Below are 20,736 nucleotides of genomic sequence, written 5' to 3'. Positions count from 1 at the left end.
TCATCCATAAAAAACCCGCTCACGTGAGCGGGTTTTTTTTCATGGCGGGCGCTGCATGGGCAGGATGGTATTGTTTAGAGGAACTATTCGGTACCGATAAAATAATGTTGACTATGTGCAATTTTTTCCGGTGGACTGAGCCTTGATTGCCTTTGAGGGGTAAAATACGCCTCATACGGCACAGGCATGGTGCTTATATCTTATGGATATGACACTGTCATGACGCCGTATGACTTTTTATTTACTCACATCATAGAGGTCTGATATGGTTCAGATATCCAGGCGCCAGTTCCTTCGGGTCACTGGCGCCACGATTGCTGGCTCCAGCCTCGCCTTGCTCGGTTTCGCGCCGGGGCAGGCGTTGGCAGAGGTACGGCAATACAAGCTGGCTCGCACGACCGAGACCCGCAATACCTGTCCTTACTGTTCCGTTGGCTGCGGCGTCCTGCTGTATGGCCTGGGCGATGGCGCGAAAAATGCCGTCTCCAGCATCATCCACGTGGAAGGCGATGCCGATCACCCGGTGAACCGCGGCACGCTGTGCCCGAAAGGCGCCAGCCTGGTCGACTTCATCCACAGCCCGAACCGCCTGAAAGTGCCCGAATACCGCGCACCGGGCGGCACGGAATGGCAACCGATCTCCTGGGATGTGGCGCTCGACAAGATCGCGCGCCTGATGAAGGATGACCGCGACGCCAACCTGATCGAAAAGAATGCCGACGGCAAGACCGTCAACCGCTGGCTCTCCACCGGCATGCTTGCCGCGTCCGCCGGCAGCAACGAGGTCGGGTATCTGACCCACAAGACAGTGCGCAGCATGGGGATGCTGACCTTTGATAATCAGGCGCGTGTATGACACGGACCGACGGTGGCAGGTCTTGCCCCGACGTTTGGCCGTGGCGCGATGACGAATCATTGGGTCGATATCAAGAATGCCGACGTGATCCTGGTTATGGGCGGCAATGCAGCAGAAGCACATCCTTGCGGATTCAAATGGGTCACGGAAGCGAAGGCGCATAACAAGGCCAAGCTGATCGTTGTCGATCCGCGTTTTACCCGTACCGCATCCGTGGCAGATTACTACTGCGCCACGCGTACCGGCACGGACATCGTCTTCCTCGGCGCGATCATCAATTATCTGCTGACGAACGACAAGATCCAGCATGAGTACGTGCGCAACTACACGGACATGCCTTTCATCGTGCGCGAAGACTATGCGTTCGAGGACGGCCTGTTCTCGGGTTTCGACAAGGAAAAAGGCAAGTACACCGACAAGGCCACCTGGGATTACGAGATCGGCGACGACGGCTACGCCAAGGTCGACCCGACCCTGGAACACCCGCGCTGCGTCTACCAGATGATGAAGAAGCACTACTCGCGTTACACGACCGAGATGGTCGAGCGGACGTGCGGCGTGTCGGCCGACAAGTTCCACAAGGTGGCGGAAGCTTTGGCTTCGACCGCCGTGCCGGGACGCGCCGGTACCATCCTGTACGCGCTGGGCTGGACGCACCACTCGACGGGCGCGCAGACCATCCGCACGGGCGCCATGGTGCAGTTGCTGCTGGGTAACATGGGTATCGCGGGCGGCGGCATGAACGCTTTGCGCGGCCACTCGAACATCCAGGGCTTGACCGACCTGGGCCTGATGTCGAACCTGTTGCCAGGCTACATGACCTTGCCGAACGAGGGCGAGCAGGATTTCGACGCCTACATCGCCGCGCGCGCCACCAAGCCGCTGCGGCCGAACCAGCTCAGCTATTGGAGCAATTACCGCAAATTCCACGTCAGCTTCATGAAGACGTGGTGGGGCGATTTCGCCACCGCGGACAATAACTACGCCTTCGACTACCTGCCGAAACTCGACAAACCGTATGACTTGATGCAAGCCATCGAGAACATGCACCAAGGCAAGATGACGGGCTATATCTGCCAGGGCTTCAATGTGCTGGCGTCCGCGCCGAACAAGCAGAAGGTCACGGAAGCGCTGTCGAAGCTGAAGTTCCTCGTCATCATGGACCCGCTGGCCGTTGAAACGGGCGAATTCTGGAAGGCGCACGGGCAATACCACGAAGTCGATCCCACCAAGATCATGACGGAAGTGTTCCGCTTGCCGACGAGCTGCTTCGCCGAAGAACGCGGTTCGCTGGTCAGTTCCTCGCGCGTGCTGCAGTGGCACTGGCAGGCGGCCGAACCGCCGGGCCAGGCGCGCAGCGACCTGGAGATCATGTCGGGCCTGTTCTTGCGCATGCGCAGCATGTACAAGAAAGAGGGCGGCAAGTTCCCCGATCCTATCGTCAACCTGACGTGGAATTATGCGCAGCCGCATAACCCGCAGCCGGAAGAAATCGCCCGCGAATTCAACGGCAAGGCGCTGGCCGACTTGTACGATCCGAAAGATCCGACCAAGCTGCTGGTGAAAAAGGGCGAGCAGCTGGCCTCGTTTGCGCAATTGCGCGACGATGGCACGACCACCAGCGGTTGCTGGATCTTCGCCGGCAGCTGGACGCAGGCGGGCAACCAGATGGGACGGCGCGACAACAGCGACCCGACCGGCATCGGCCAGACTCTGGGCTGGGCCTGGGCGTGGCCGGCGAACCGCCGCGTGCTGTACAACCGCGCCTCGTGCGACTTGAAGGGCAAGGCCTTCGATCCGACCCGCAAGTTGATCGAATGGAATGGCACGAACTGGAGCGGGGCCGACATTCCCGACTTCAAGGCCGATGAACCGCCGGAAAACGGCATGGGTCCGTTCATCATGCTGGGCGAGGGCGTGGCGCGCTTCTTTGCGCGCGGCGCCATGGCCGAAGGGCCGTTCCCCGAACATTACGAGCCGTTCGAAAATCCGCTGGGCTACAACCCCATGCATCCGAAAAACCCGCAGGCGACCAGCAATCCGGCCGCGCGCGTGTTCGCCGATGACCGGAAAATGTTCGGCACGCACGAGGAATATCCGCATGTGGCCACCAGCTACCGTTTGACCGAGCATTTCCATTACTGGACCAAGCATGCGCGCCTGAACGCCATCATCCAGCCGCAGCAATTCGTTGAAATCGGCGAAGAGCTGGCCAAGAGCATCGGCGTCGTGGCTGGCGGGGAAGTGCGCGTCAGTTCCAAGCGCGGGCACATCATCGCCAAGGCCGTCGTCACCAAGCGCATCAAGGCCTTGATGATCGAAGGCAAGCCGGTGCATACCGTGGGCCTGCCGCTGCACTGGGGCTTTACGGGCGTGGCCAAGCCGGGGTATCTGATCAACACCCTGACGCCGGGCGTGGGGGATGCGAATTCGCAAACGCCGGAATTCAAGTCCTTCCTCGTGAAGGTGGAAAAAGCATGATGGGAGCTCAATAATGGCACTGCAATCCTTAGATATCCGGCGCCTGTCGGCGACCACGGTAACGCCGCCGCAAGCGCGCAGTCCGGTAACGGGCACCGTGGCCAAGCTGATCGATGTGTCGAAATGCATCGGCTGCAAGGCTTGCCAGACGGCGTGCATGGAATGGAACGACTTGCGCGACGAAGTCGGCGAAAACCATGGCACCTATGACAATCCGACGGACCTGACGCCGCAATCGTGGACGGTGATGCGTTTTGCCGAACACGAAAACAACGACGGCAACCTCGAGTGGCTGATCCGCAAGGATGGCTGCATGCACTGCGAGGACCCGGGCTGTTTGAAAGCCTGTCCGGCGCCGGGCGCCATCGTGCAATACACGAACGGCATCGTGGATTTCCACCAGGAAAACTGCATCGGCTGCGGCTACTGCGTGGCCGGCTGTCCTTTCGACGTGCCCCGCATTTCGAAAAAGGACGACCGCGCCTACAAGTGCACCTTGTGCTCGGACCGCGTCGCCGTGGGCCAGGAACCGGCCTGCGTGAAAACCTGCCCGACGGGCGCCATCGTCTTCGGCACCAAGGAAGACATGAAGGTGCATGCGGAAGAGCGCATCGTCGACCTGAAGTCGCGCGGTTTCGAAAATGCAGGCCTGTACGATCCGCTGGGCGTGGGCGGCACGCACGTGATGTACGTGCTGCACCATGCCGACAAGCCGAAGCTGTATTCGAACTTGCCGGAACGCCCGCGCATCAGCCCGATGGTGGGCTTCTGGAAGGGCTGGTCCAAGCCGCTGGCGGTGGCCGGCATGGCTGCCACGGCACTGGCAGGCTTCTTCCATTACACGCGTGTCGGCCCGAACGAAGTGAGCAAGGACGAAGAGCACGAGGCGCTGGAAGAGGCCAAGCGCATCCGGGAGGAACAGCATGAAGCATAGTGACCTTCACGATGGCAAGCTGCGCGACAAGGATGGCAATCCCTTGATCGAGCGCTACAACCCCAATGAGCGCACGAATCACTGGGTCACGGCCATCACCTTCGTCATGCTGGCCCTGTCCGGCCTGGCCATGTTCCATCCCTCGATGGCGTGGCTGGCGAACCTGTTCGGCGGCGGGCAATGGACGCGCATTTTGCATCCGTTTGCCGGCCTGGTGATGTTCGTCTCGTTCGCCATCCTCGTGGTGCGCTTCTGGCACCACAACAAGTTCGAGGACGGCGACAAGCAGTGGCTGAAACAGATGGACGACGTGCTCAACAACCGCGAGGAGAAGCTTCCGAAGATCGGCAAATACAATGCCGGCCAGAAGATCCTGTTCTTCGTGCTGCTGTTCTGCATGGTGGGCTTGCTATTGTCGGGCATCGTGATCTGGCGCGCGTACTTCGCGTTCTATTTCCCGATCGACGTCGTGCGCTTTGCCGCCTTGCTGCATGCCGGTTGCGCATTCGGCATCATCTGCGCCATCATCGTGCACATCTATGCCGCTCTGTGGGTCAAGGGCTCGATCGGCGCCATGGTGCGCGGCACCGTCACCTACGGCTGGGCGCGCAAGCACCATCCGAAGTGGTTTGAATCGGTAATCCGTAATACGAGAAAGTAGGCAGCAGGGTAGGTCGGCTTAGCTTCGCGTAAGCCGACATGCTCCGCCGCCGGCGTTTTCGTATGCCAGGGCCAGTCCCCCAGGACTGGCCCCTTTCTTTTTATCGATTAAAATACTTTTACAGCACAGCCAACTCCGCTGGCCGTGTTGTGCTTTTTTTGATGGGAAAACTCCATTGGTACAACGCATACTCCAGCCAGGCGAAATCGAAGGCCTGGACCACAACGCGATTCCGCGCCTGCTGCTGCCGCAGCCAGTCAGCCTGTTTACGGCGCGTGCACAGCGCTTGCGCGAACTGGCGCAGGGCAATATCAAGGGCATCCCCGTCGACGCGGGCATGCAGGGCTATCTGCTGCTGATGGCCGCGCTGGCCGATGCGCAGGCCGCCGTGGTGGGAAAACTGGCGCCCGGCGCCGTGCCTGCCGCCGACCCCGACGCACTGCGCCGCGCGATCCAGCACCGCATGCCAGTGCTGCCCGTCAGCGGCGCCCGTCCGCCCGTCTGGCGCGACATCTTTGCCAGCCTGCTCGATGAACTGGCCGCCACGGCGGCACGCCAGCCGGCCCTGTCCGGCGGCCTGACGCAGGTGCTGGCCCAGCTGCGCGCGCTCGACGCGACAGCGCTGGACGCCTGCGCCGATGCCGTGCTCGATGAAAACGGCGACAACCTCAATCCCATGCACGCGCCGTTCGTCGCGGCCGCCCTGCAAATCCTGTGGTCGGTATCGGCCAGCGAATTGCGCGCCGCGCGCGTGCCGGACCTGGAAACGGGCACCCTGTGCCCCGTCTGCGGTTCGCACCCGGTCGCCAGCGTGATCCGCATCGGCGGCCAGTCGCAGGGCTACCGCTACCTGCATTGCGGCATCTGCGAAAGCGAATGGCATATGGTGCGCGTGAAATGCTCGACCTGCGAACAGAACGGCAAGATCGCCTACCAGGGCCTCGATGCGGCCGACGCCGCGCCGTTCGACCCCGTGACGGCGAAGGACGACAAATTGCCGAACAAGGCGAATGACCCGAAAAAGGTGGCGCGCGCGGAAACCTGCGACGATTGCCATACCTATCGAAAAGTCTTCAACCAGGAACACGATTACAACGTCGAACCGCTGGCCGACGACCTGGCCAGCCTGATGCTCGACCTGCTGGTGGGCGAAGCGGGCTACCAGCGCGCCAGCGGCAATCCGCTGCTGTGGCTGGGGAAGAGCGAAAGCGGCGAGGGCCAGCCAGCATGACGACGGGGCAGACCGTGCGCCTGCCATCGGTAGACCGCATCCTGGGCGACGCGGCTTGCCTGGCCCTGATTGCGCACTACGGCCGCGTGCAGACCCTGGCCTGCGCGCGCGCCGTGCTGGCCGAACTGCGCACCGCCATGCTGGCCGGTGCGGGTTTTGGTAACTTCGGCGAAGAGGGCGCGTCGATCGCCGCCATCGTCGCGCAGGTGGACGAACGGCTGCAATCGCAAGCGCAACCGCGGCTGCGCCCCGTGTTCAACCTGACGGGCACCGTGCTGCACACGAACCTGGGCCGCGCCTTGCTGCCCGACGCCGCCGTGCAAGCCGTGGTGGAAGCGCTGCAGTGGCCGATGAACCTGGAATTTGACCTGGAAACGGGCAAGCGCGGCGACCGCGACGACCTGGTCGAGGAACTGCTGCGCGAACTGACGGGGGCCGAAGCGGCCACCATCGTCAACAACAATGCGGCCGCCGTGCTGCTGATGCTCAACACCCTGGCGCAGAATAAAGAGGTCGTCGTCTCGCGCGGCGAGCTGGTGGAAATCGGCGGCGCCTTCCGCATTCCCGACGTGATGACGCGCGCGGGCGCCGTGCTGCGCGAAGTGGGCAGCACCAACCGCACGCACCTGGCCGATTATGCGGACGCGATCAACGCGCAGACAAGCTTGCTGATGAAGGTCCATTGCAGCAATTACGCGATCACCGGTTTCACGAAAAGCGTGGAGCTCGACGAACTGGTGCCGCTGGCGGCACAACACGGCGTGCCGACGGCCGTGGACCTGGGCAGCGGCACCCTCGTCGACCTGGCGCAATACGGGCTGCCGCATGAAACGACGGTGCGCGAGACGATAGCGGCGGGCGCCGACCTGGTGACCTTCAGCGGCGATAAATTGCTGGGTGGCCCGCAATGCGGCGTCATCGTCGGGCGTGCCGATTTGATCGCGAAGATCAAGCGCAATCCTCTGAAACGCGCGCTGCGCGTGGGCAAACTCACCTTGGCGGCCCTGGCCCCCGTGCTGCAGCTGTACCGCGCACCGGACTTGCTGGCCGAACGCCTGACCTCCTTGCGCCTGCTGACGCGTCCCGCTTGCGCCATGCGCGCGCAGGCGCAAACCCTGCTGCCGCTGCTGCAAAGCGTACTCGGTGCCGCCTATGTGGTCAGCGCCGAAACCGTGACCAGCCAGATCGGCAGCGGCGCCTTGCCCGTCGACCAGCTGCCCAGCTTTGGCCTGGCCGTCCGCAGCGCCCCCGGTTCGCGCCTGAGCAATCCGCTGGGCGCGCTGGAACAGCGTTTGCGCGCCTTGCCGCGTCCCGTCATTGGCCGCATCGGCCAGGACACGTTGTGGCTCGATTTGCGCTGCCTGGAAGCGGTGCACGAGACGGCTTTCATCGCGCAGCTCGCCGAGTTGTCCGCATGATCGTCGGCACCGCAGGCCATATCGACCATGGCAAGACGACCCTCACGCGCGCATTGACCGGTGTGCACACGGACCGCCTCAAGGAAGAGCAGGCGCGCGGCATCTCGATTGAACTCGGTTACGCCTATCTGCCGCTGGCCGATGGCACGGTGCTGGGCGTGATCGACGTGCCAGGCCACGAAAAATTCATCCGCACCATGGCGTCCGGCGTGACGGGCATCGACTTCGCACTGCTCGTGGTGGCGGCCGACGACGGCGTCATGCCGCAGACGCACGAGCACCTGGCCATCTTGCAGCTGCTGGGCGTGACGCGCGGCGCCGTGGCATTGACCAAGATCGACCGCGCAGACAGCGCCCGCGTGGCGCAGGTGGAGGCGGACATCGAAGCGCTGCTGGCCGGCACGCCGCTGGCGGGCAGCCCGGTCTTCCCCACCGCCGCCCATCGCGACAACGATGCGGGCGTGGCCGCCTTGCTGGCGCACCTGACGCAGGTGGCGCGCAGCCTGCCGCAACGCGACGAGCGCCGGCTGTTCCGCCTGGGCGTGGACCGCGTGTTCACCTTGTCGGGGCAGGGCACCATCGTCACCGGCACGGCGCTGGCGGGATGCGCACAGGTGGGCGACATGCTGCAGCTGGCGCCCGGCGGCGCGCCTGCGCGCGTGCGCAGCATCCATGCGCAGAACCGCGCGGCCGAGACGGGCATGGCAGGCCAGCGCCTGGCGCTGAACCTGGCCGGCATCGACCGCGAGCGCATCGAACGGGGCAACTGGATCGTCGCGCCCGAGCTGGCGCAGTGTTCCGAGCGCCTGGACGTGGAACTGACCCTGCTGCCCGATGCCGGCGTGCAGCTGAAAGCCTGGTCGCCGCTGCACGTGCACCTGGGCGCGGCGCACCAGCTGGCGCGCGCCGTCATGCTCGATGGCGAAACCCTGTCGCCGGGCCAGACGGGCAGGGTGCAACTGGTGTTCGAGGCGCCCATGCACGGCGTGCCGGGCGACCGCTTCGTCGTGCGCAACGCGCAGGCGACGCAGACGGTGGGCGGCGGCATGGTGCTCGATCCGTTCGGCCCGGCGCGCAAGCGGCGCAGCCCGGCCAGGCTGGCGTGGCTCGATGCGCTGGCGGCGTTTGTCGCGCACGGCGACTATGCGGCCCTGCTGGCGCAAAGCCCGCTGGGGCTGCGCGAGTCGCTGCTGGTGCGCCTGTCCCTGCTGCCGGCGCATGCCCTGGCGCTGCCGCCCGACACGCGGCGCATCGCCCTGCGCGGCGGCGATGCACTGCTGGTGGCGCCGCCCGCGTTGCTGGCGCTGCAAGAGCGGGTGCTCACCGCACTGGCGGCCTTCCACGCGCGTGCTCCAGACGAGGCGGGGCCGGAACTGTGGCGGCTGAAGCGCATCGTCGACGCGGAGATGGAAGACGCCTTGTGGAGCCATCTGGTCGAAGGCTTGCTGGCGCAGGGCAGCATCCTGGCGCGCGGCGCCAGCCTGCACTTGCCGACGCACAGCGTGGAACTGACGCCGCAGGAGCAGGCCATGGCCGAGCCCTTGCTGGCCGCGCTGGAGCAGGGGCGTGCCGATCCGCCCTGGACGCGCGACCTGGCGCGCGACTTCGGCCTGGCCGAGGACGAAACGCGCCGGCTCCTGCGCAAGCTTGCCAAGGCAGGGCAGATCAGCCAGGTGGTGCACGACCTGTTCTATCACCAGGCGGCGCTGGCCGAGCTGGCGCAACTGGTGCGGGAACTGGCGCGCAAGGCGGAAGAGGATGCCGGCTTACCGGCAGGCAATGGCGCCGTGGGCGCGGCCACTTTCCGTGACGCCAGCGGCCTGGGCCGCAAGCGGGCGATCCAGGTCTTGGAATTCTTCGACCGCGTCGGTTATACTCGCCGTGTTGGCAATGGGCATCTATTGCGCCCGCAGGCGTTGTGGTCCTACACCGCAGCCCCAACAGCTAGCTCAGGCACCGCGGAAAGCACACTCATCCGGTGATGTGGCCGGGCTTCAAACCCGGTGGAGGGCGTCAGACGTTCTCCCGTAGGTTCGACTCCTACTGTTTTCCGCCACTTGTTTTTCTCGCCATCCTCCCCTCGCATGATGATCCCGGCGTTGGCCCTGAGCCACGTTACGGAAAAATAATGGTTTAGCTGACAACCTTTGGCCATGGCCGGCGGGGGCCGATGGTACCATCCTGCAGGTGCAGGGCTGCGTATCCCCTGTGGTAGAAGAAGGCAAGCATGAAACAAGCAAGCATGGCATGGCTGCTGGCGGCGCTGTTGCTGCCGGCGGCGGCCGGGGCGGCGGGCCTGCGCATCGTCGGCGAGCATTTGCCGCCGTCGAGCATGATGGAAGGCAATGTCGTCGTGGGACGCGAAACGCTGAAGGTGCGTGACATCATGGCGCGCGCCGGCATCGGCTATACGATGGAACTGCTGCCGTGGAAGCGCGCGTATGCGCAGGCGCTGCGCGAGCCTGACACCTGCATCTTTTCCACCACGCGCACGCAAGAGCGCGAAGCGCAATTTCGCTGGATCGGCCCCCTCAACGAAGCGGAGTGGATACTGTATGGCCTGGCCGAGCGGCATCTGGCGCTGCGCACCCTGGCCGATGCGCGCGGCCTGGTGATCGGCACGGTGCTGGGCGACGCGCGCGACGACTACCTGCGCCAGCACGGCATGAACGTGGCGCCTGTCACGCAGGAGTGGATCAATCCGCAAAAGCTGCTGCTCGGGCGCATCGACCTGTGGGCAGTCGGCCTGGCGGTGGGCAGCAAGCCTTTCGTCGGCAAGGAATGGGAAGGCAAGGTGGTGCCCCTGCTGACTTTCAACCGCGTGCAGACTTACCTGGCCTGCAACCTCAAGGTGCCCGAGGCGCAGGTGGCGGCGATGCAGCGCGCGGCAGCGGCCATGCGCCGCGACGGCAGCATGGCGCGCGAACAGCTGCGCTGATTCAGCGCATCGACTTAACTCTCCAGCCACTGGCGCACGCAGTTGCGTCCTTCGCGCTTGGCCTGGTACAGGGCCTGGTCCGCATGGCTGTAGGCCGTTTCGAACGGCGTGCCGGCGCGGTTCCAGCTCAGGCCCACGCTGATGGTGATGGCGCGCGTGATGGGCGCCGCATGGCGCTGGCTGCCGACCGTCTCGCAGATGCGCTGCGCCACTTGCGCCGCTTCGTCGCGCGAGGAGGTGGGCCAGACGACGGAAAACTCTTCGCCGCCGACCCGGCCGATGGCCGTTTCCTGTCCCAATAATCCTTTCAAACAGTCGACCACGGCCTGGATCACGCCGTCGCCGGCCGGGTGGCCGAAGTCGTCGTTGACTTGCTTGAACAGGTCGATATCGAGCACGATCAGCGCCATGTCACCCTGCGCCAGGCAGCGCGAGGCGTGGTCGATCACGGCGCCGCGGTTCAGGGCGCCCGTCAGCGGGTCGTGCGTGGCGCGGTATTCGAGCTGGCCGGCCAGGGTTTGCAGCTGGCGGTTCAGCAGATGCATGTCGCGCTCGGCGCGGTCGCTGCGGCCGATCAGGCGGCGCGTCTCGCGCATCAGCCGCTCGTAGTGAACGATCAGTTCACCGAGCACGCGCCGTTGTTCCGCGCCCGAGGCGTTGGCGTCGGCGTGCATGCGGCGCGCGGCGGCCAGCGCTGCCGCTTCCACGGTGAACAGGTCGGGCTCCAGGCCGGACTCGGAGATGGCGGCGCGCATGCCCTAGCTGCCCTGCACGGGATGGTCGTGGAAGTCGAGGGCCGTAAAATCCTGCTGCAGCTCCTGGCCGAATTCCAGGATGGTGTCGTCGTCCTCGTCGTGATACCAGTTCAGGCGCACCTGGTTGCCGTCCACGGCCGCCTGGTTCAGGGTGTCGAACAGGGTAAACAGCATCTTCGTGCTGGAGCTGTTGAAGTAGGCCAGCGAGACGTTGACGGTGATGGCAGCTTCGCGGCAGCCTTCCAGATAGGCGCGCACGGCGGCGATCAGCGGACCATAGAAGGCGGCCGCGTTTTCCGGATACGACTCGCCCTTGATCGACAGGGTGTGCTGCTCGAAACGGAAGTCGATTTCGGGCGAACTCGGGGTCGCGGCGATGAACAGTGGTGACGGTAATTGCATATGCTTTCCTGAGTCGGCTCTTTCAAATGATGGCTTTGATGCAGAAGATGGTGTGGCCAGGTTCCTGTGGGTCCTGGACGAATTCGAATTCCAGCGGCTCGCTGGCATCGCGCGCCATGGTGAGAAAACCCAGGCCCGCGCCCTTGCTGTCCGATGGCGCTTCCTCGCGCAGGGCCTTCTTGTAGGCGAGGCGGATTTCTTCCATCGTCATCGTGTGCAGCGGTTCCAGGCGGGCGCGGATCTGCGCCACGTTGTCGGTCGAGACGGGGTTGGCGCACAGCAGAAAAAAGCTGTCGCCGCGCGTGCCGATGCAAAACGAGCCGCGCCGCATCTGCTGGTCCAGCTGCGCATCGGGCGTCAGGCTGTCGGCTGAATAATGCATGATGTTTTGCGACATCTCGATGAACGAGGAAAAGATGCGCCGCCGGGTGGGCCCGGCCGCGCCGGCCGTATCGAGGCGCGCCTTGATGGTTTCGGAAATGGCGCTCACCACGTGCTGCGAGAAATAGCCCACGTAAAAAAAGATGATGTTGCGCTTGCGGGCCACATCCCAAAACTCGTTGAATTCTTCGTACAGCACGTGCGTGCTCCTGGCTAGCCGGTGACCCGGTGTCTTGTTGATAAGGTGGCTCGATGGCGCCCAGACTACAGGCGGAAACAGAAAAAGGTCAGGTCGTCGCGGCGTGGCTGTTTTCCCTGCCAGGCGGCGCTGTCCTGCAGCAGGGCCGCCGCCACGTCGCCGGCCGGAGCGTCGCGCCGCGCCAGCAGCTGTTCGCGCATGCGCCGCTTGCCGTAGGCGATGTCGCGCGCGCCGCCGATCTGGTCGAGCAAGCCGTCGGTGGTGAGGAACAGCAGGCTGCCGGCGGGAATGTCGGGTGTCTCGTTGTGCCAGCAGTAGCCGGCCGGCGTGTCAACGTAGCCCACGCCCATGCGCGCGCCATCGATGGCGCGCACGGCTTCTTCGCCCGGCGCCACCACGTAGAGCGCCAGTTTCGCCCCTGCGAAACGCAGGCTGGCGCTGGCCGTGTCGTAGCATAAAAAGGCGCAATCCATGCCGTCGTTCGAGCCGGCGTGGCCGGTGGCCGCGCCGCTGTCGGCGCCGTCCTGGCCCAGCAGGGTCTTGATGGCGCGGCTGACGGCGCCGATCAGGGCGGCCGGATCGCGCGGCCCCCGTTCGCGCAAGGCCTGGCTCAGGGCCGACGAGGCGATCAGGGTCATGAAGGCGCCCGGCACGCCGTGGCCCGTGCAGTCGGCGATGGCGGCGAACCAGCCCCCTTCGTGGCGTTCGAAAAAGTAGAAGTCGCCGCCGACGACGTCGCGCGGCTGCCATTCCAGGTGCGCGTCGGGCAGGGTGGCGCGCAATTCCGCATCGGAGGTGCGCAGCAGCGCGCGCTGGATCACGCTGGCGTAATCGATGCTGTGCATGATCTGCCGGTTCTTTTCCGCCTGCATGGTGGCCACCACGTTCATCAGCTGCAGGCCGAAGCCCACGCCGGCCAGCGCGCCATCCTCGGTGATGATGAAGCCGTCGGCCAGCGCCTTCTCTCCCGCTTCCACGGCGCGGAAGGTGAGGTCTTCGATGCTCATGGCGCCATCGACGATCAGCGGTTCCTTGTCCATGAAGGCGATGCAGCTCTTCTTGCCGTACACCTCGTGATAAAAGGGCTTGGACATCTGCGACATGAAGATATTGCGGCTGATCAAGCCGATCGGCTTTTGCTGTTCCGTGACGGGCAGGCTCATCATGTCACGCCGTTCCGTGAACAATTCCAGCACGGCGAAGTTGCTGGCGTCGGCCTGCACGGATTCCGTGGGAACGCACAGATCAAGCGCCACGGACGTGCGATAACGGGGAAGATGCAATCGAGAAGCGTTGAACTCCACAGCGGCTACCTTTACATGACGATCGGACCTTTGTTGTCGCGAGAGCAAGGCGACTGACAAACAGGCAATATCATCATGGTAGCCGCTGAATATGACGGCTTGATTACCGGCTTGTCAAAACCGTATGCAAGATGGCTGCATGGCAATCCGTTGCCGGGCTTACAGACGCCTGGCCAGCGCCTGTGCCTGCTCCAGCCAGCGCGCGCGCTGCGTGCCGGTGGAATCGATCATGGGGCCGAAGCAGGCCACCTTGACCGGCTTGACGCCGCAAAATTCCAGGGTCGTCTTGCGCAGCTGGTGAATGCCGGGCATGTGGTAGACCCAGCGGAAATACCAGGGCGGCGTGTCCATCGCCACCAGCAGCTGCGCCGTGCGGCCCTTCAGCAGCTGGGCGGGAAAGGCCTTGCCCGGGCGGTATTTGAAGGCAAAGCCGGGCAGGAAGATACGGTCGACAAAACCTTTCAGCAGGGCCGGCGCGCCGCCCCACCAGATCGGGTAGGCGAACACCAGGTGTTCGGCCCAGCTGATGGCTTCCTGCGCGGCCAGCAAGTCTGGCTCCAGCGGCTGTACCTGGCGGTAGCCTTCATGCAGGTTCTGGTCGAAGTCCAGCTGGCCCAGGCGCAGTTCGCGCACGGTATGGCCTGCGCTGCGGGCCGTGGCGGCGTAGGCCTCGGCCAGGGCGGCGCAGAAACTGTCGCTGGAGGGATGGCCGAGGAGAATTAAAATGCGCTTGGGTGTCGTCTTGGTCATGATGCAGGCTGTCCGTTAAAGAAGAGCTTGCATGCTAAAGCCTGCCCCTGGGGGCAGAGTCAAGCGCGCAGTGTCAGGCTGCCTGCAGTTGCTGGCGCGCCAGGCAGTCGCGGATTTCCGTGTCGATGTCGGCCAGCTGCGCGTCGAGCTGGCGCAGGCGGGCGATATCCTGCCGCACCTGCGCGCGCTTGGCGTCAATGTGCCGCGACAGGGCGGCCCAGTCCGTATCGTCGCCGGCCAGGACGGGCAGCAGTTCGGCCAGGCGGAAGCCCAGGACCTGCGCCTGGCGTATCAGTTTGACCTGCGCCAGGTCTTGCTGCGTGTAGACGCGATAGGCGCCGGAACGGCGCACGTCGCCCAGCAAGCCCAGCGCTTCATAGTGGCGCAAGGCCTTGGGCGAGGTGCCCGCCAGGCGGGCGATTTCTCCGATGTACATGCTTGTCCCTTGTTGAGCTGCGGCGCACGCAGTGTAGCGCAGGTGGCTTGCCAGGCGCTACCTTCCGCGCTGCCTCAGGAGGCTTTGCGCGGCGGGACTTTCTTCGCCGTGCACTCGGCGCAGGTGCCGTACAGCGACAGCGCGTGCTCGTGCAGCACGAAGCCCCGTTCGGCGGCGATCTCGTTCTGGCGCAGTTCGATGCCTTCGTCGACGAATTCATCGACCTTGCCGCAACCCGTGCAGACCAGGTGGTCGTGGTGCTGGCCTTCATTCAGTTCGAACACGGCGTGGCCCGATTCGAAGTGCCGGCGAAACAGAATGCCGGCCTCGGCAAACTGCATCAGTACGCGGTAGATGGTGGCCAGGCCCACGTCGATCTTTTCAGCCAGCAAGAGTTTGTAGACATCGTCCGCACTCAGGTGCTTGATCGTGCCTTCCTGGAACAGCTGCAGAATCCGCAAGCGGGGGATGGTCACTTTCAAGCCCGATTCACGCAGTTCCCTCAATATATCCATGTCTCCCATTCCTTTTTGTAGTCGCTGAGCGAGGTAAGCCATTATATCGCAAATGATAATCATTACCATTCTCATGTGTGCACTGGAAATAGTATGCTGCAGGGGCCGGCGGCAATCCAGTGACATCGGCGCAAGTAACCATTGCGCGGCGCGCAACTTGTCTCAGCATTGCGCGGCTGGCTGGCCGCTGAAATAGGGGACCTTGCATCGGTCACGCTGCATTGCCGCATTTTCTTGACTTGGGCAAAGGAAAAAATCCGTCTAGTGATGCCATCTAGCACTATTTGATGTGGATCAAAGTTTTTGTTGCACTGCACTCTTAGACTTCGCAGCGTTACTTAACGACAAAAAGAGGGAACTAGAATGAAAAAGTCCGCAACTGCAGCAGCAATCGTCCTGGCCGCCATCGGCGCCTTCGCCGGCAACGCAATGGCACAGGAAAGCCCATGGCTGGTCCGTGCCCGCGCCGTGCACATCGATCCGGCCAACAAATCTGCTCCTGTTGGTGGCGTCGGCGCATCCGACCTTATTCACGTCAGCAGCAAGACGATTCCTGAAATCGATATTTCGTATTTCTTCACGCCTAACATCGCTGCCGAGCTGATCCTGACGTATCCGCAAAAGCATGACGTTACCTTGTCCGGCACGAAGATCGGTACTTTCAAGCATTTGCCGCCGACCCTGTCGCTGCAATACCACTTCATGCCTGAAAAACAGTTCAGCCCATACGTAGGTGCCGGCGTGAACTACACGAATATCTCGGACGTGAAATTGCTGAACGGCGCAGGCCGCCTGGAGCATGACAGCTGGGGCTACTCGCTGCAAGCCGGTGTCGATTACAAACTGGACAAAAACTGGTCGCTGAACTTCGACATCAAGAAAGTACAGATCCGCAGCGACGTACTGGCCGGCGGCGCCAAGATCAGCGAAGTCAAAGTCGATCCTATCCTGATCGGCGTAGGCGTGGGCTACCGCTTCTAAATAGTGATGGCGCCCGCAAGGCGCGGACAATAAAAAAGGACGGCCTTGGCCGTCCTTTTTACGTTTGGTGCACGCTGTTTATTTTTTCAGCGTCTTTTCCAGCGCCAGCTGGTAGTCCGTCTTTTCGTAACCGGCCAGGTATTTGTTCGTCGCGTCGAGGAAGGCGCGCGAGCGGTAGGCCGCTTCCAGGTCCTTCACCCATGGCTTGGCCTTGTCGGCCGTGCGGATGGCGACCAGGTTGATGTAGCTGTCCGAGATCTTTTCCACGGAGAGGGCCGAGGTCAGCTTCATGCCGGCGGCCAGGGCGAAGTTACCGTTCACAAAGGCGTAGTCGGCGTCTGCCAGCGAACGTGGCAGCTGCGCCGCTTCCAGCGGCACCAGTTTCAGCTTCTTCGGGTTCTCCAGCACGTCGCGTTCGGACGCGCGCAGCGGGTCGACGTTCGGTTTGAGCTTGATCCAGCCCATCTTGGCCAGCATCACCAGCGCGCGCGCCTGGTTGGTCGGGTCGTTCGGCATGGTGATGGTGGCGCCGTTCTTCACGTCGGCCAGGGTTTTCTGCTTGCCGCCGTACAGGCCGATCGGCATGGTCGGCACGGTGATCAAGGAGCTCAATGGCAGCTTGTTATCGGTGGCGAATTTGGTCAGGTAGACGATGTGCTGGAACACGTTGGCGTCCAGCGACCCTTCGGCCAGCGCGTAGTTCGGCTGCACGTAGTCGTTGAATTCCACGATCTTGACCTTGTAGCCCTGTTTTTCCAGGATAGGCTTGATGCCCAGCTTCAGCTGGTCGGAATACGGGCCGGAGCTGGTGCCGATGACGAGTTCTTTCGGGTCCTTGGCGTGGGCGGCGGTGGCGAAGGCCAGGCTGGCGGCGGCCAGGAGCAAATTACGGCGAAGGTGGTTCATGCAGGTCCTTGTTTCTGAATTTGAATTAACGTTTGTCGAGGCGCTTGGCGATGCGCGTGCCGGCGAACTGGATGGTTTGCACCAGCACGATCAGGATGGCCACGGTGGCGACCATGATGTCCGTCTCGAAGCGGTAGTAGCCGTAACGGATGGCCAGGTCGCCGATACCGCCGCCGCCCACCACGCCGGCCACGGCCGAATACGACAGGAAGCTGATCGACAGCACGGTCAGCGCCAGCACCAGGCCGGAGCGCGCTTCGACCAGCAGCACGCGGAAGATGATCTGCATTTCCGACGCGCCCATGGCGTGCGCCGCTTCGATCACGCCGCGCGGCACTTCGCGCAGGTTCTGTTCCACCAGGCGCGCCAGGTAGGGAATGGCGGCGAACGACAGCGGCACGGCAGCCGCCAGCGGGCCGATCGAGGTGCCCGCGATGATGCGCGTAAACGGCGTCAGGGCGACGAGCAAAATGATGAAGGGGAAGCTGCGCACGGTATTCACCAGCCAGCCCAGGATCGTCGACAGGGGACGGTTTTCCAGCGACTGGCCTTCCGAGACGAGGAACAGCAAAATGCCCAGCGGGCCGCCGATCAGGATGGCGGCGGTCAAGCCGATGCCCAGCATGGTCATGGTCTGGCCCAGCGCCACCCAGATTTCCGGCAGCAGCTTGACGACGTTATTGATCGATTCTTCAAACATGTGTTGCATCCTTCCATGCGGTGGCTTCAAACGCTTCGGTGCCGTAATACGCCAGCTCGCGTCCCAGCGCCGTCTTGCGCGGAGTGGCCGTGTCGCTCAAGTCGAATTGTTCGGCGATGGCGCCGTTTTCCACGACGGCCACGCGGTTGCAGATGGCGCCCAGCACCGACAGCTCATGGCTGACGATGACGATGGTCACGCCGAGGCGCGCATTGATGTCGCGCAGGGTGTCGAGCAGGGCGCGCGTCGTTTCCGCGTCCAGCGCGGACGTCGGCTCGTCGCACAGCAGCACGTCGGGGTGGCTGGCCAGGGCGCGGGCGATCGCCACGCGCTGCTTCTGCCCGCCGGACAATTGCGCCGGATAGCTGTGCAGCTTGTCGGACAGGCCGACCAGCGCCAGGCATTCCTCGACTCTGGCGGCGATCTGCTCGCCCTTGGTCGTGCCATGGATTTTCAGGGGGAAGGCGACGTTGTCGAAGACGCTGGCGTTTTGCAGCAGATTGAATTGCTGGAAAATCATGCCGATATTCTGGCGCGCGTCGCGCAGCTCGCTCTTGCCCAGGCGGGTCAGTTCGCGCCCGGCCACGGTAATGGTGCCGCTGTCGGGGCGCTCGAGCAGGTTAATCAGGCGCAGCAGGGTCGATTTGCCGGCGCCGCTCTTGCCGATCAGGCCGAAAATATCACCGGGATAGACTTCCAGCGTGACCGATTTGACCGCGTGGAATTGTTCGCCCTTGGGCAGCGCGAAGGTCTTGTTCGCGCCATCGATGCGAATCACCGGCGTACGGTGTGGTGTGGTCATGCAGTGTTTCCTTTTTTATTGGACCGTCACAGGCGTGCTTGCAGGGGCCAAATCGCCCAGCCTGTTACGTCGGTTGCGTAGTATACCTCCGATCGTGTTATTACTCCTACGACAGAATCTTGCTTTGAATATGCAAATAATGTCTATGCGACTGTTTTCAAGTGAAAAAAGCGGAAAAGCGGCGTTCTTGCCGAATTTAATCGCGCCGATGGGCGTGGCGGAACCGCATCTTGGTGAAAAGTTCGACGCGCCCTGTGCAGGCATCGCGGTGATTTTATGTGCGGTTCGGCTCAGTTGCCGTTTTTTCGCCGCAGGCACGGCCGTTTACTGCCTGCGATTGTCCTCTTCACGGGCAGATTCTGCTCCGCTGGCCGCAGGACCTTCGGGACGGCGCAACAGGTAGATGAGCACGGCGAGCTCCATGGCGCCCACCATGGCGATGACCCACCACGGCGGATGGCCGAGGCACATGGCGACGAAGCCGATGGCCATGCCCAGGCAAGCCATGGCCTTGCCGCGCCGCGACACGGCGCGGTGTTCGCGCCACTGGCGCAGCGATGGGCCGAAGCGCGGATGGTGCAGCAGCCAGTGCTCGAGGCGCGGCGAGGCGCGGCTGAAGCAGGCCAGGGCGAGGATCAGGAAAATCGTCGTCGGCATGACGGGCAGCATGGCGCCGATGATCCCCAGCAGCACCATCAGGGCGCCGGCAGCGGTCCAGGCCCAGCGGCGCAGGCGCGCGCCGTGCGCTTCGCGCAGGGAAGCCTGGGCGTGCGGCTCGCCCATCAGGCGAGGGCGCCGGCTGTCAGGCCCTGGCTGCGGGGCGGGGAAACGATGGGCTGTGCGTTCAAGGTGTGCGTATCGTGGCGGGTGGCCGTCATGTTTTTTGCCGTATGTGCTGCGCTATTATGGAGGAATCAAGGCGAAGCTGCAGGCTTGCCGGGGCCGCAATGATAACAATCCTGCAGGGTAATAACAAGAATCATTCTCATTTGCGGCCTGGTCTGAGGCGCCGGATAACGCTGGATATTTTTGGCAATGCAGACAATAATCGGCAACAGAAGACGTTGTCGTGGACATCCTTACCGTTATTATCGATTTTTTCGATGCTAACTAGGTATATTTTCCGTTTTACATCGATCTTCATGCCATGCATAATCTGTTGCAACTGAAGCCAGACAATCAGCCGCAGCGCTTCCCGCCTGCCGCCGGTTGCGGTTTTGACATCCTCCACTCCAAACAGGAATTTACAATGAAAAAACTGCTCGCTTTTATCGCCGCCGCCGGCTTCTCGCTGTCCGCCTTTGCCGCTCCGGAAGTCTATGTCATCGATGGCAGCCATACTTTCCCCCGTTTCGAATACACCCACATGGGTTTCTCGACGCAGCAAAGCCGTTTCAATAACACCACCGGCAAGGTTACCCTGGACCGCGCCGCCAGGACGGGCGCCGTCGAAGTGCTGATCGACACCAAGTCCGTCGATACGGGTTCGACCCTGTTCAACTCGCACATCCAGGGCGAAGACTTCCTCGACACGCCCAAGTATCCCGTCGCCACGTACAAATCGACCAAGTTCAATTTCGACGGCGACAAGCTGGCCTCCGTGGAAGGCAACCTGACCCTGAAAGGCGTGACCAAGCCAGTGACCCTGACCGTCACCTCGTTCAACTGCGCACCGCACCCGATGCTGAAAAAAGACGCGTGCGGCGCCAACGCCACGGCCAAGATCAAGCGCTCGGAATTCAACGCCGGCAAATATGCGCCGGCCGTTAGCGATGACGTGACCCTGACGTTTGCGATCGAAGCCATCAAGCAGTAATCGTTGGCTGCATGACGTAAAAATGGCGGCGGACTTCGGTCCGCCGCCATTTTTTTTGAGTGGGTGGTGGCGGTAGGTCGGATTAGTGCGGCAACGCCGCGCGTAATCCGACATGAGCCGCCAACAAGGTGCCGGATTACGCGGCGTGCCGCTCATCCGACCTACGCGGGCTTTCACGCCAGGTGATGCGCCTCCTGCCCATATTTTGGATGGTGGTAGATACTGTTATCCCCGTCAAGCGGCGTGCAAGGCCGGATCAAATATTTTTCC

At 63.1% G+C, this 20,736-nt stretch carries 20 protein-coding genes and 1 tRNA gene; 10 read left to right on the top strand and 11 right to left on the bottom strand.

Annotated elements, in window-relative coordinates; genetic code table 11:
* Positions 1–265 precede the first annotated feature (265 nt).
* The 8 genes from fdnG (at position 266) to JAB8_RS16350 (ending at position 10,519) form a co-directional block, all read left to right on the top strand.
* A complete protein-coding gene (fdnG, locus tag JAB8_RS16385; RefSeq protein ID WP_083287763.1) occupies positions 266–3,337 on the top strand; it encodes a formate dehydrogenase-N subunit alpha in 3,072 nt (1,023 codons plus the stop codon).
* Positions 3,338–3,350: 13 nt separating this feature from the next.
* Positions 3,351–4,271: a formate dehydrogenase subunit beta gene (gene fdxH, locus JAB8_RS16380; RefSeq protein ID WP_070290616.1), complete on the top strand. Its 921-nt coding sequence runs from the start codon at positions 3,351–3,353 to the stop codon at positions 4,269–4,271.
* Positions 4,261–4,932 carry a formate dehydrogenase subunit gamma gene (locus tag JAB8_RS16375; protein WP_070290615.1) on the top strand — a complete coding sequence of 224 codons (672 nt, stop codon included), beginning with the start codon at positions 4,261–4,263 and terminating at the stop codon, positions 4,930–4,932. The genes fdxH and JAB8_RS16375 overlap by 11 nt, the downstream gene beginning before the upstream one ends.
* 175 nt (positions 4,933–5,107) lie before the next feature.
* A complete protein-coding gene (fdhE, locus tag JAB8_RS16370) occupies positions 5,108–6,163 on the top strand; it encodes a formate dehydrogenase accessory protein FdhE (protein WP_070290614.1) in 1,056 nt (351 codons plus the stop codon).
* On the top strand, positions 6,160–7,581 hold the full coding sequence (gene selA / locus JAB8_RS16365) for an L-seryl-tRNA(Sec) selenium transferase (RefSeq protein WP_070290613.1): 1,422 nt from the start codon (positions 6,160–6,162) through the stop codon (positions 7,579–7,581). The genes fdhE and selA overlap by 4 nt, the downstream gene beginning before the upstream one ends.
* A complete protein-coding gene (gene selB, locus JAB8_RS16360) occupies positions 7,578–9,563 on the top strand; it encodes a selenocysteine-specific translation elongation factor (protein ID WP_071654422.1) in 1,986 nt (661 codons plus the stop codon). Before selA ends, selB begins: the two co-directional genes overlap by 4 nt.
* Positions 9,542–9,637 (top strand) — tRNA-Sec (locus JAB8_RS16355). Before selB ends, JAB8_RS16355 begins: the two co-directional genes overlap by 22 nt.
* A 171-nt stretch (positions 9,638–9,808) precedes the next feature.
* Positions 9,809–10,519 carry a transporter substrate-binding domain-containing protein gene (locus JAB8_RS16350; protein ID WP_230491961.1) on the top strand — a complete coding sequence of 237 codons (711 nt, stop codon included), beginning with the start codon at positions 9,809–9,811 and terminating at the stop codon, positions 10,517–10,519.
* 14 nt (positions 10,520–10,533) lie between these two features.
* On the opposite strand, the gene JAB8_RS16345 is transcribed toward JAB8_RS16350, so the two are convergent.
* The 7 genes from JAB8_RS16345 to fur all read right to left on the bottom strand — a co-directional run bounded on the left by JAB8_RS16345 (position 10,534) and on the right by fur (position 15,261).
* On the bottom strand, positions 10,534–11,274 hold the full coding sequence (locus tag JAB8_RS16345) for a GGDEF domain-containing protein (RefSeq protein ID WP_070290611.1): 741 nt from the start codon (positions 11,272–11,274) through the stop codon (positions 10,534–10,536).
* Positions 11,275–11,277: 3 nt separating this feature from the next.
* Positions 11,278–11,676, bottom strand: coding sequence for a DUF1987 domain-containing protein (locus JAB8_RS16340; RefSeq protein WP_070222304.1), 399 nt, complete (start codon positions 11,674–11,676; stop codon positions 11,278–11,280).
* 22 nt (positions 11,677–11,698) lie between these two features.
* Positions 11,699–12,256, bottom strand: a complete 558-nt coding sequence (locus tag JAB8_RS16335) for a SiaB family protein kinase (RefSeq protein ID WP_070222302.1) — start codon at positions 12,254–12,256, stop codon at positions 11,699–11,701.
* Between the two features lie 65 nt (positions 12,257–12,321).
* The gene (locus tag JAB8_RS16330) at positions 12,322–13,539 is read right to left on the bottom strand and encodes a SpoIIE family protein phosphatase (RefSeq protein WP_070222300.1); all 1,218 of its coding nucleotides are present in this window, start codon (positions 13,537–13,539) and stop codon (positions 12,322–12,324) included.
* 180 nt (positions 13,540–13,719) lie between these two features.
* The gene (locus JAB8_RS16325) at positions 13,720–14,310 is read right to left on the bottom strand and encodes an NAD(P)H-dependent oxidoreductase (protein WP_070222298.1); all 591 of its coding nucleotides are present in this window, start codon (positions 14,308–14,310) and stop codon (positions 13,720–13,722) included.
* Positions 14,311–14,383: 73 nt separating this feature from the next.
* Complete coding sequence (locus JAB8_RS16320) at positions 14,384–14,746, bottom strand: MerR family transcriptional regulator (RefSeq protein ID WP_070222296.1); 363 nt, start codon at positions 14,744–14,746, stop codon at positions 14,384–14,386.
* Positions 14,747–14,820: 74 nt separating this feature from the next.
* Positions 14,821–15,261 (bottom strand): ferric iron uptake transcriptional regulator, encoded by a 441-nt coding sequence (fur, locus tag JAB8_RS16315; protein WP_034756687.1) that lies wholly within the window; start codon positions 15,259–15,261, stop codon positions 14,821–14,823.
* A gap of 363 nt (positions 15,262–15,624) precedes the next feature.
* On the opposite strand from fur, the gene JAB8_RS16310 reads away from it, so the two are divergent.
* A complete protein-coding gene (locus tag JAB8_RS16310; protein ID WP_070222294.1) occupies positions 15,625–16,242 on the top strand; it encodes an OmpW family outer membrane protein in 618 nt (205 codons plus the stop codon).
* 78 nt (positions 16,243–16,320) lie between these two features.
* Here JAB8_RS16310 and JAB8_RS16305 read toward each other — a convergent pair whose 3' ends face one another.
* The 4 genes from JAB8_RS16305 to JAB8_RS16290 all read right to left on the bottom strand — a co-directional run bounded on the left by JAB8_RS16305 (position 16,321) and on the right by JAB8_RS16290 (position 19,433).
* Complete coding sequence (locus tag JAB8_RS16305; protein ID WP_070222292.1) at positions 16,321–17,148, bottom strand: MetQ/NlpA family ABC transporter substrate-binding protein; 828 nt, start codon at positions 17,146–17,148, stop codon at positions 16,321–16,323.
* Between the two features lie 25 nt (positions 17,149–17,173).
* Positions 17,174–17,848: a methionine ABC transporter permease gene (locus tag JAB8_RS16300; protein ID WP_070222290.1), complete on the bottom strand. Its 675-nt coding sequence runs from the start codon at positions 17,846–17,848 to the stop codon at positions 17,174–17,176.
* Complete coding sequence (locus tag JAB8_RS16295) at positions 17,841–18,650, bottom strand: methionine ABC transporter ATP-binding protein (RefSeq protein WP_070222288.1); 810 nt, start codon at positions 18,648–18,650, stop codon at positions 17,841–17,843. The genes JAB8_RS16300 and JAB8_RS16295 overlap by 8 nt, the downstream gene beginning before the upstream one ends.
* A gap of 324 nt (positions 18,651–18,974) precedes the next feature.
* The gene (locus JAB8_RS16290) at positions 18,975–19,433 is read right to left on the bottom strand and encodes a YbaN family protein (RefSeq protein WP_071650222.1); all 459 of its coding nucleotides are present in this window, start codon (positions 19,431–19,433) and stop codon (positions 18,975–18,977) included.
* Between the two features lie 466 nt (positions 19,434–19,899).
* Here JAB8_RS16290 and JAB8_RS16285 point away from each other — a divergent pair, with 466 nt between their 5' ends.
* Positions 19,900–20,466, top strand: coding sequence for a YceI family protein (locus tag JAB8_RS16285; RefSeq protein WP_070290622.1), 567 nt, complete (start codon positions 19,900–19,902; stop codon positions 20,464–20,466).
* The last annotated feature ends 270 nt before the right edge of the window (positions 20,467–20,736 follow it).

Origin of the sequence: Janthinobacterium sp. HH106 (assembly GCF_001758725.1) — a bacterium.
In the GTDB taxonomy this organism is placed as follows: domain Bacteria; phylum Pseudomonadota; class Gammaproteobacteria; order Burkholderiales; family Burkholderiaceae_D; genus Janthinobacterium.
This window is presented reverse-complemented; position numbering and strand designations above follow the sequence as displayed.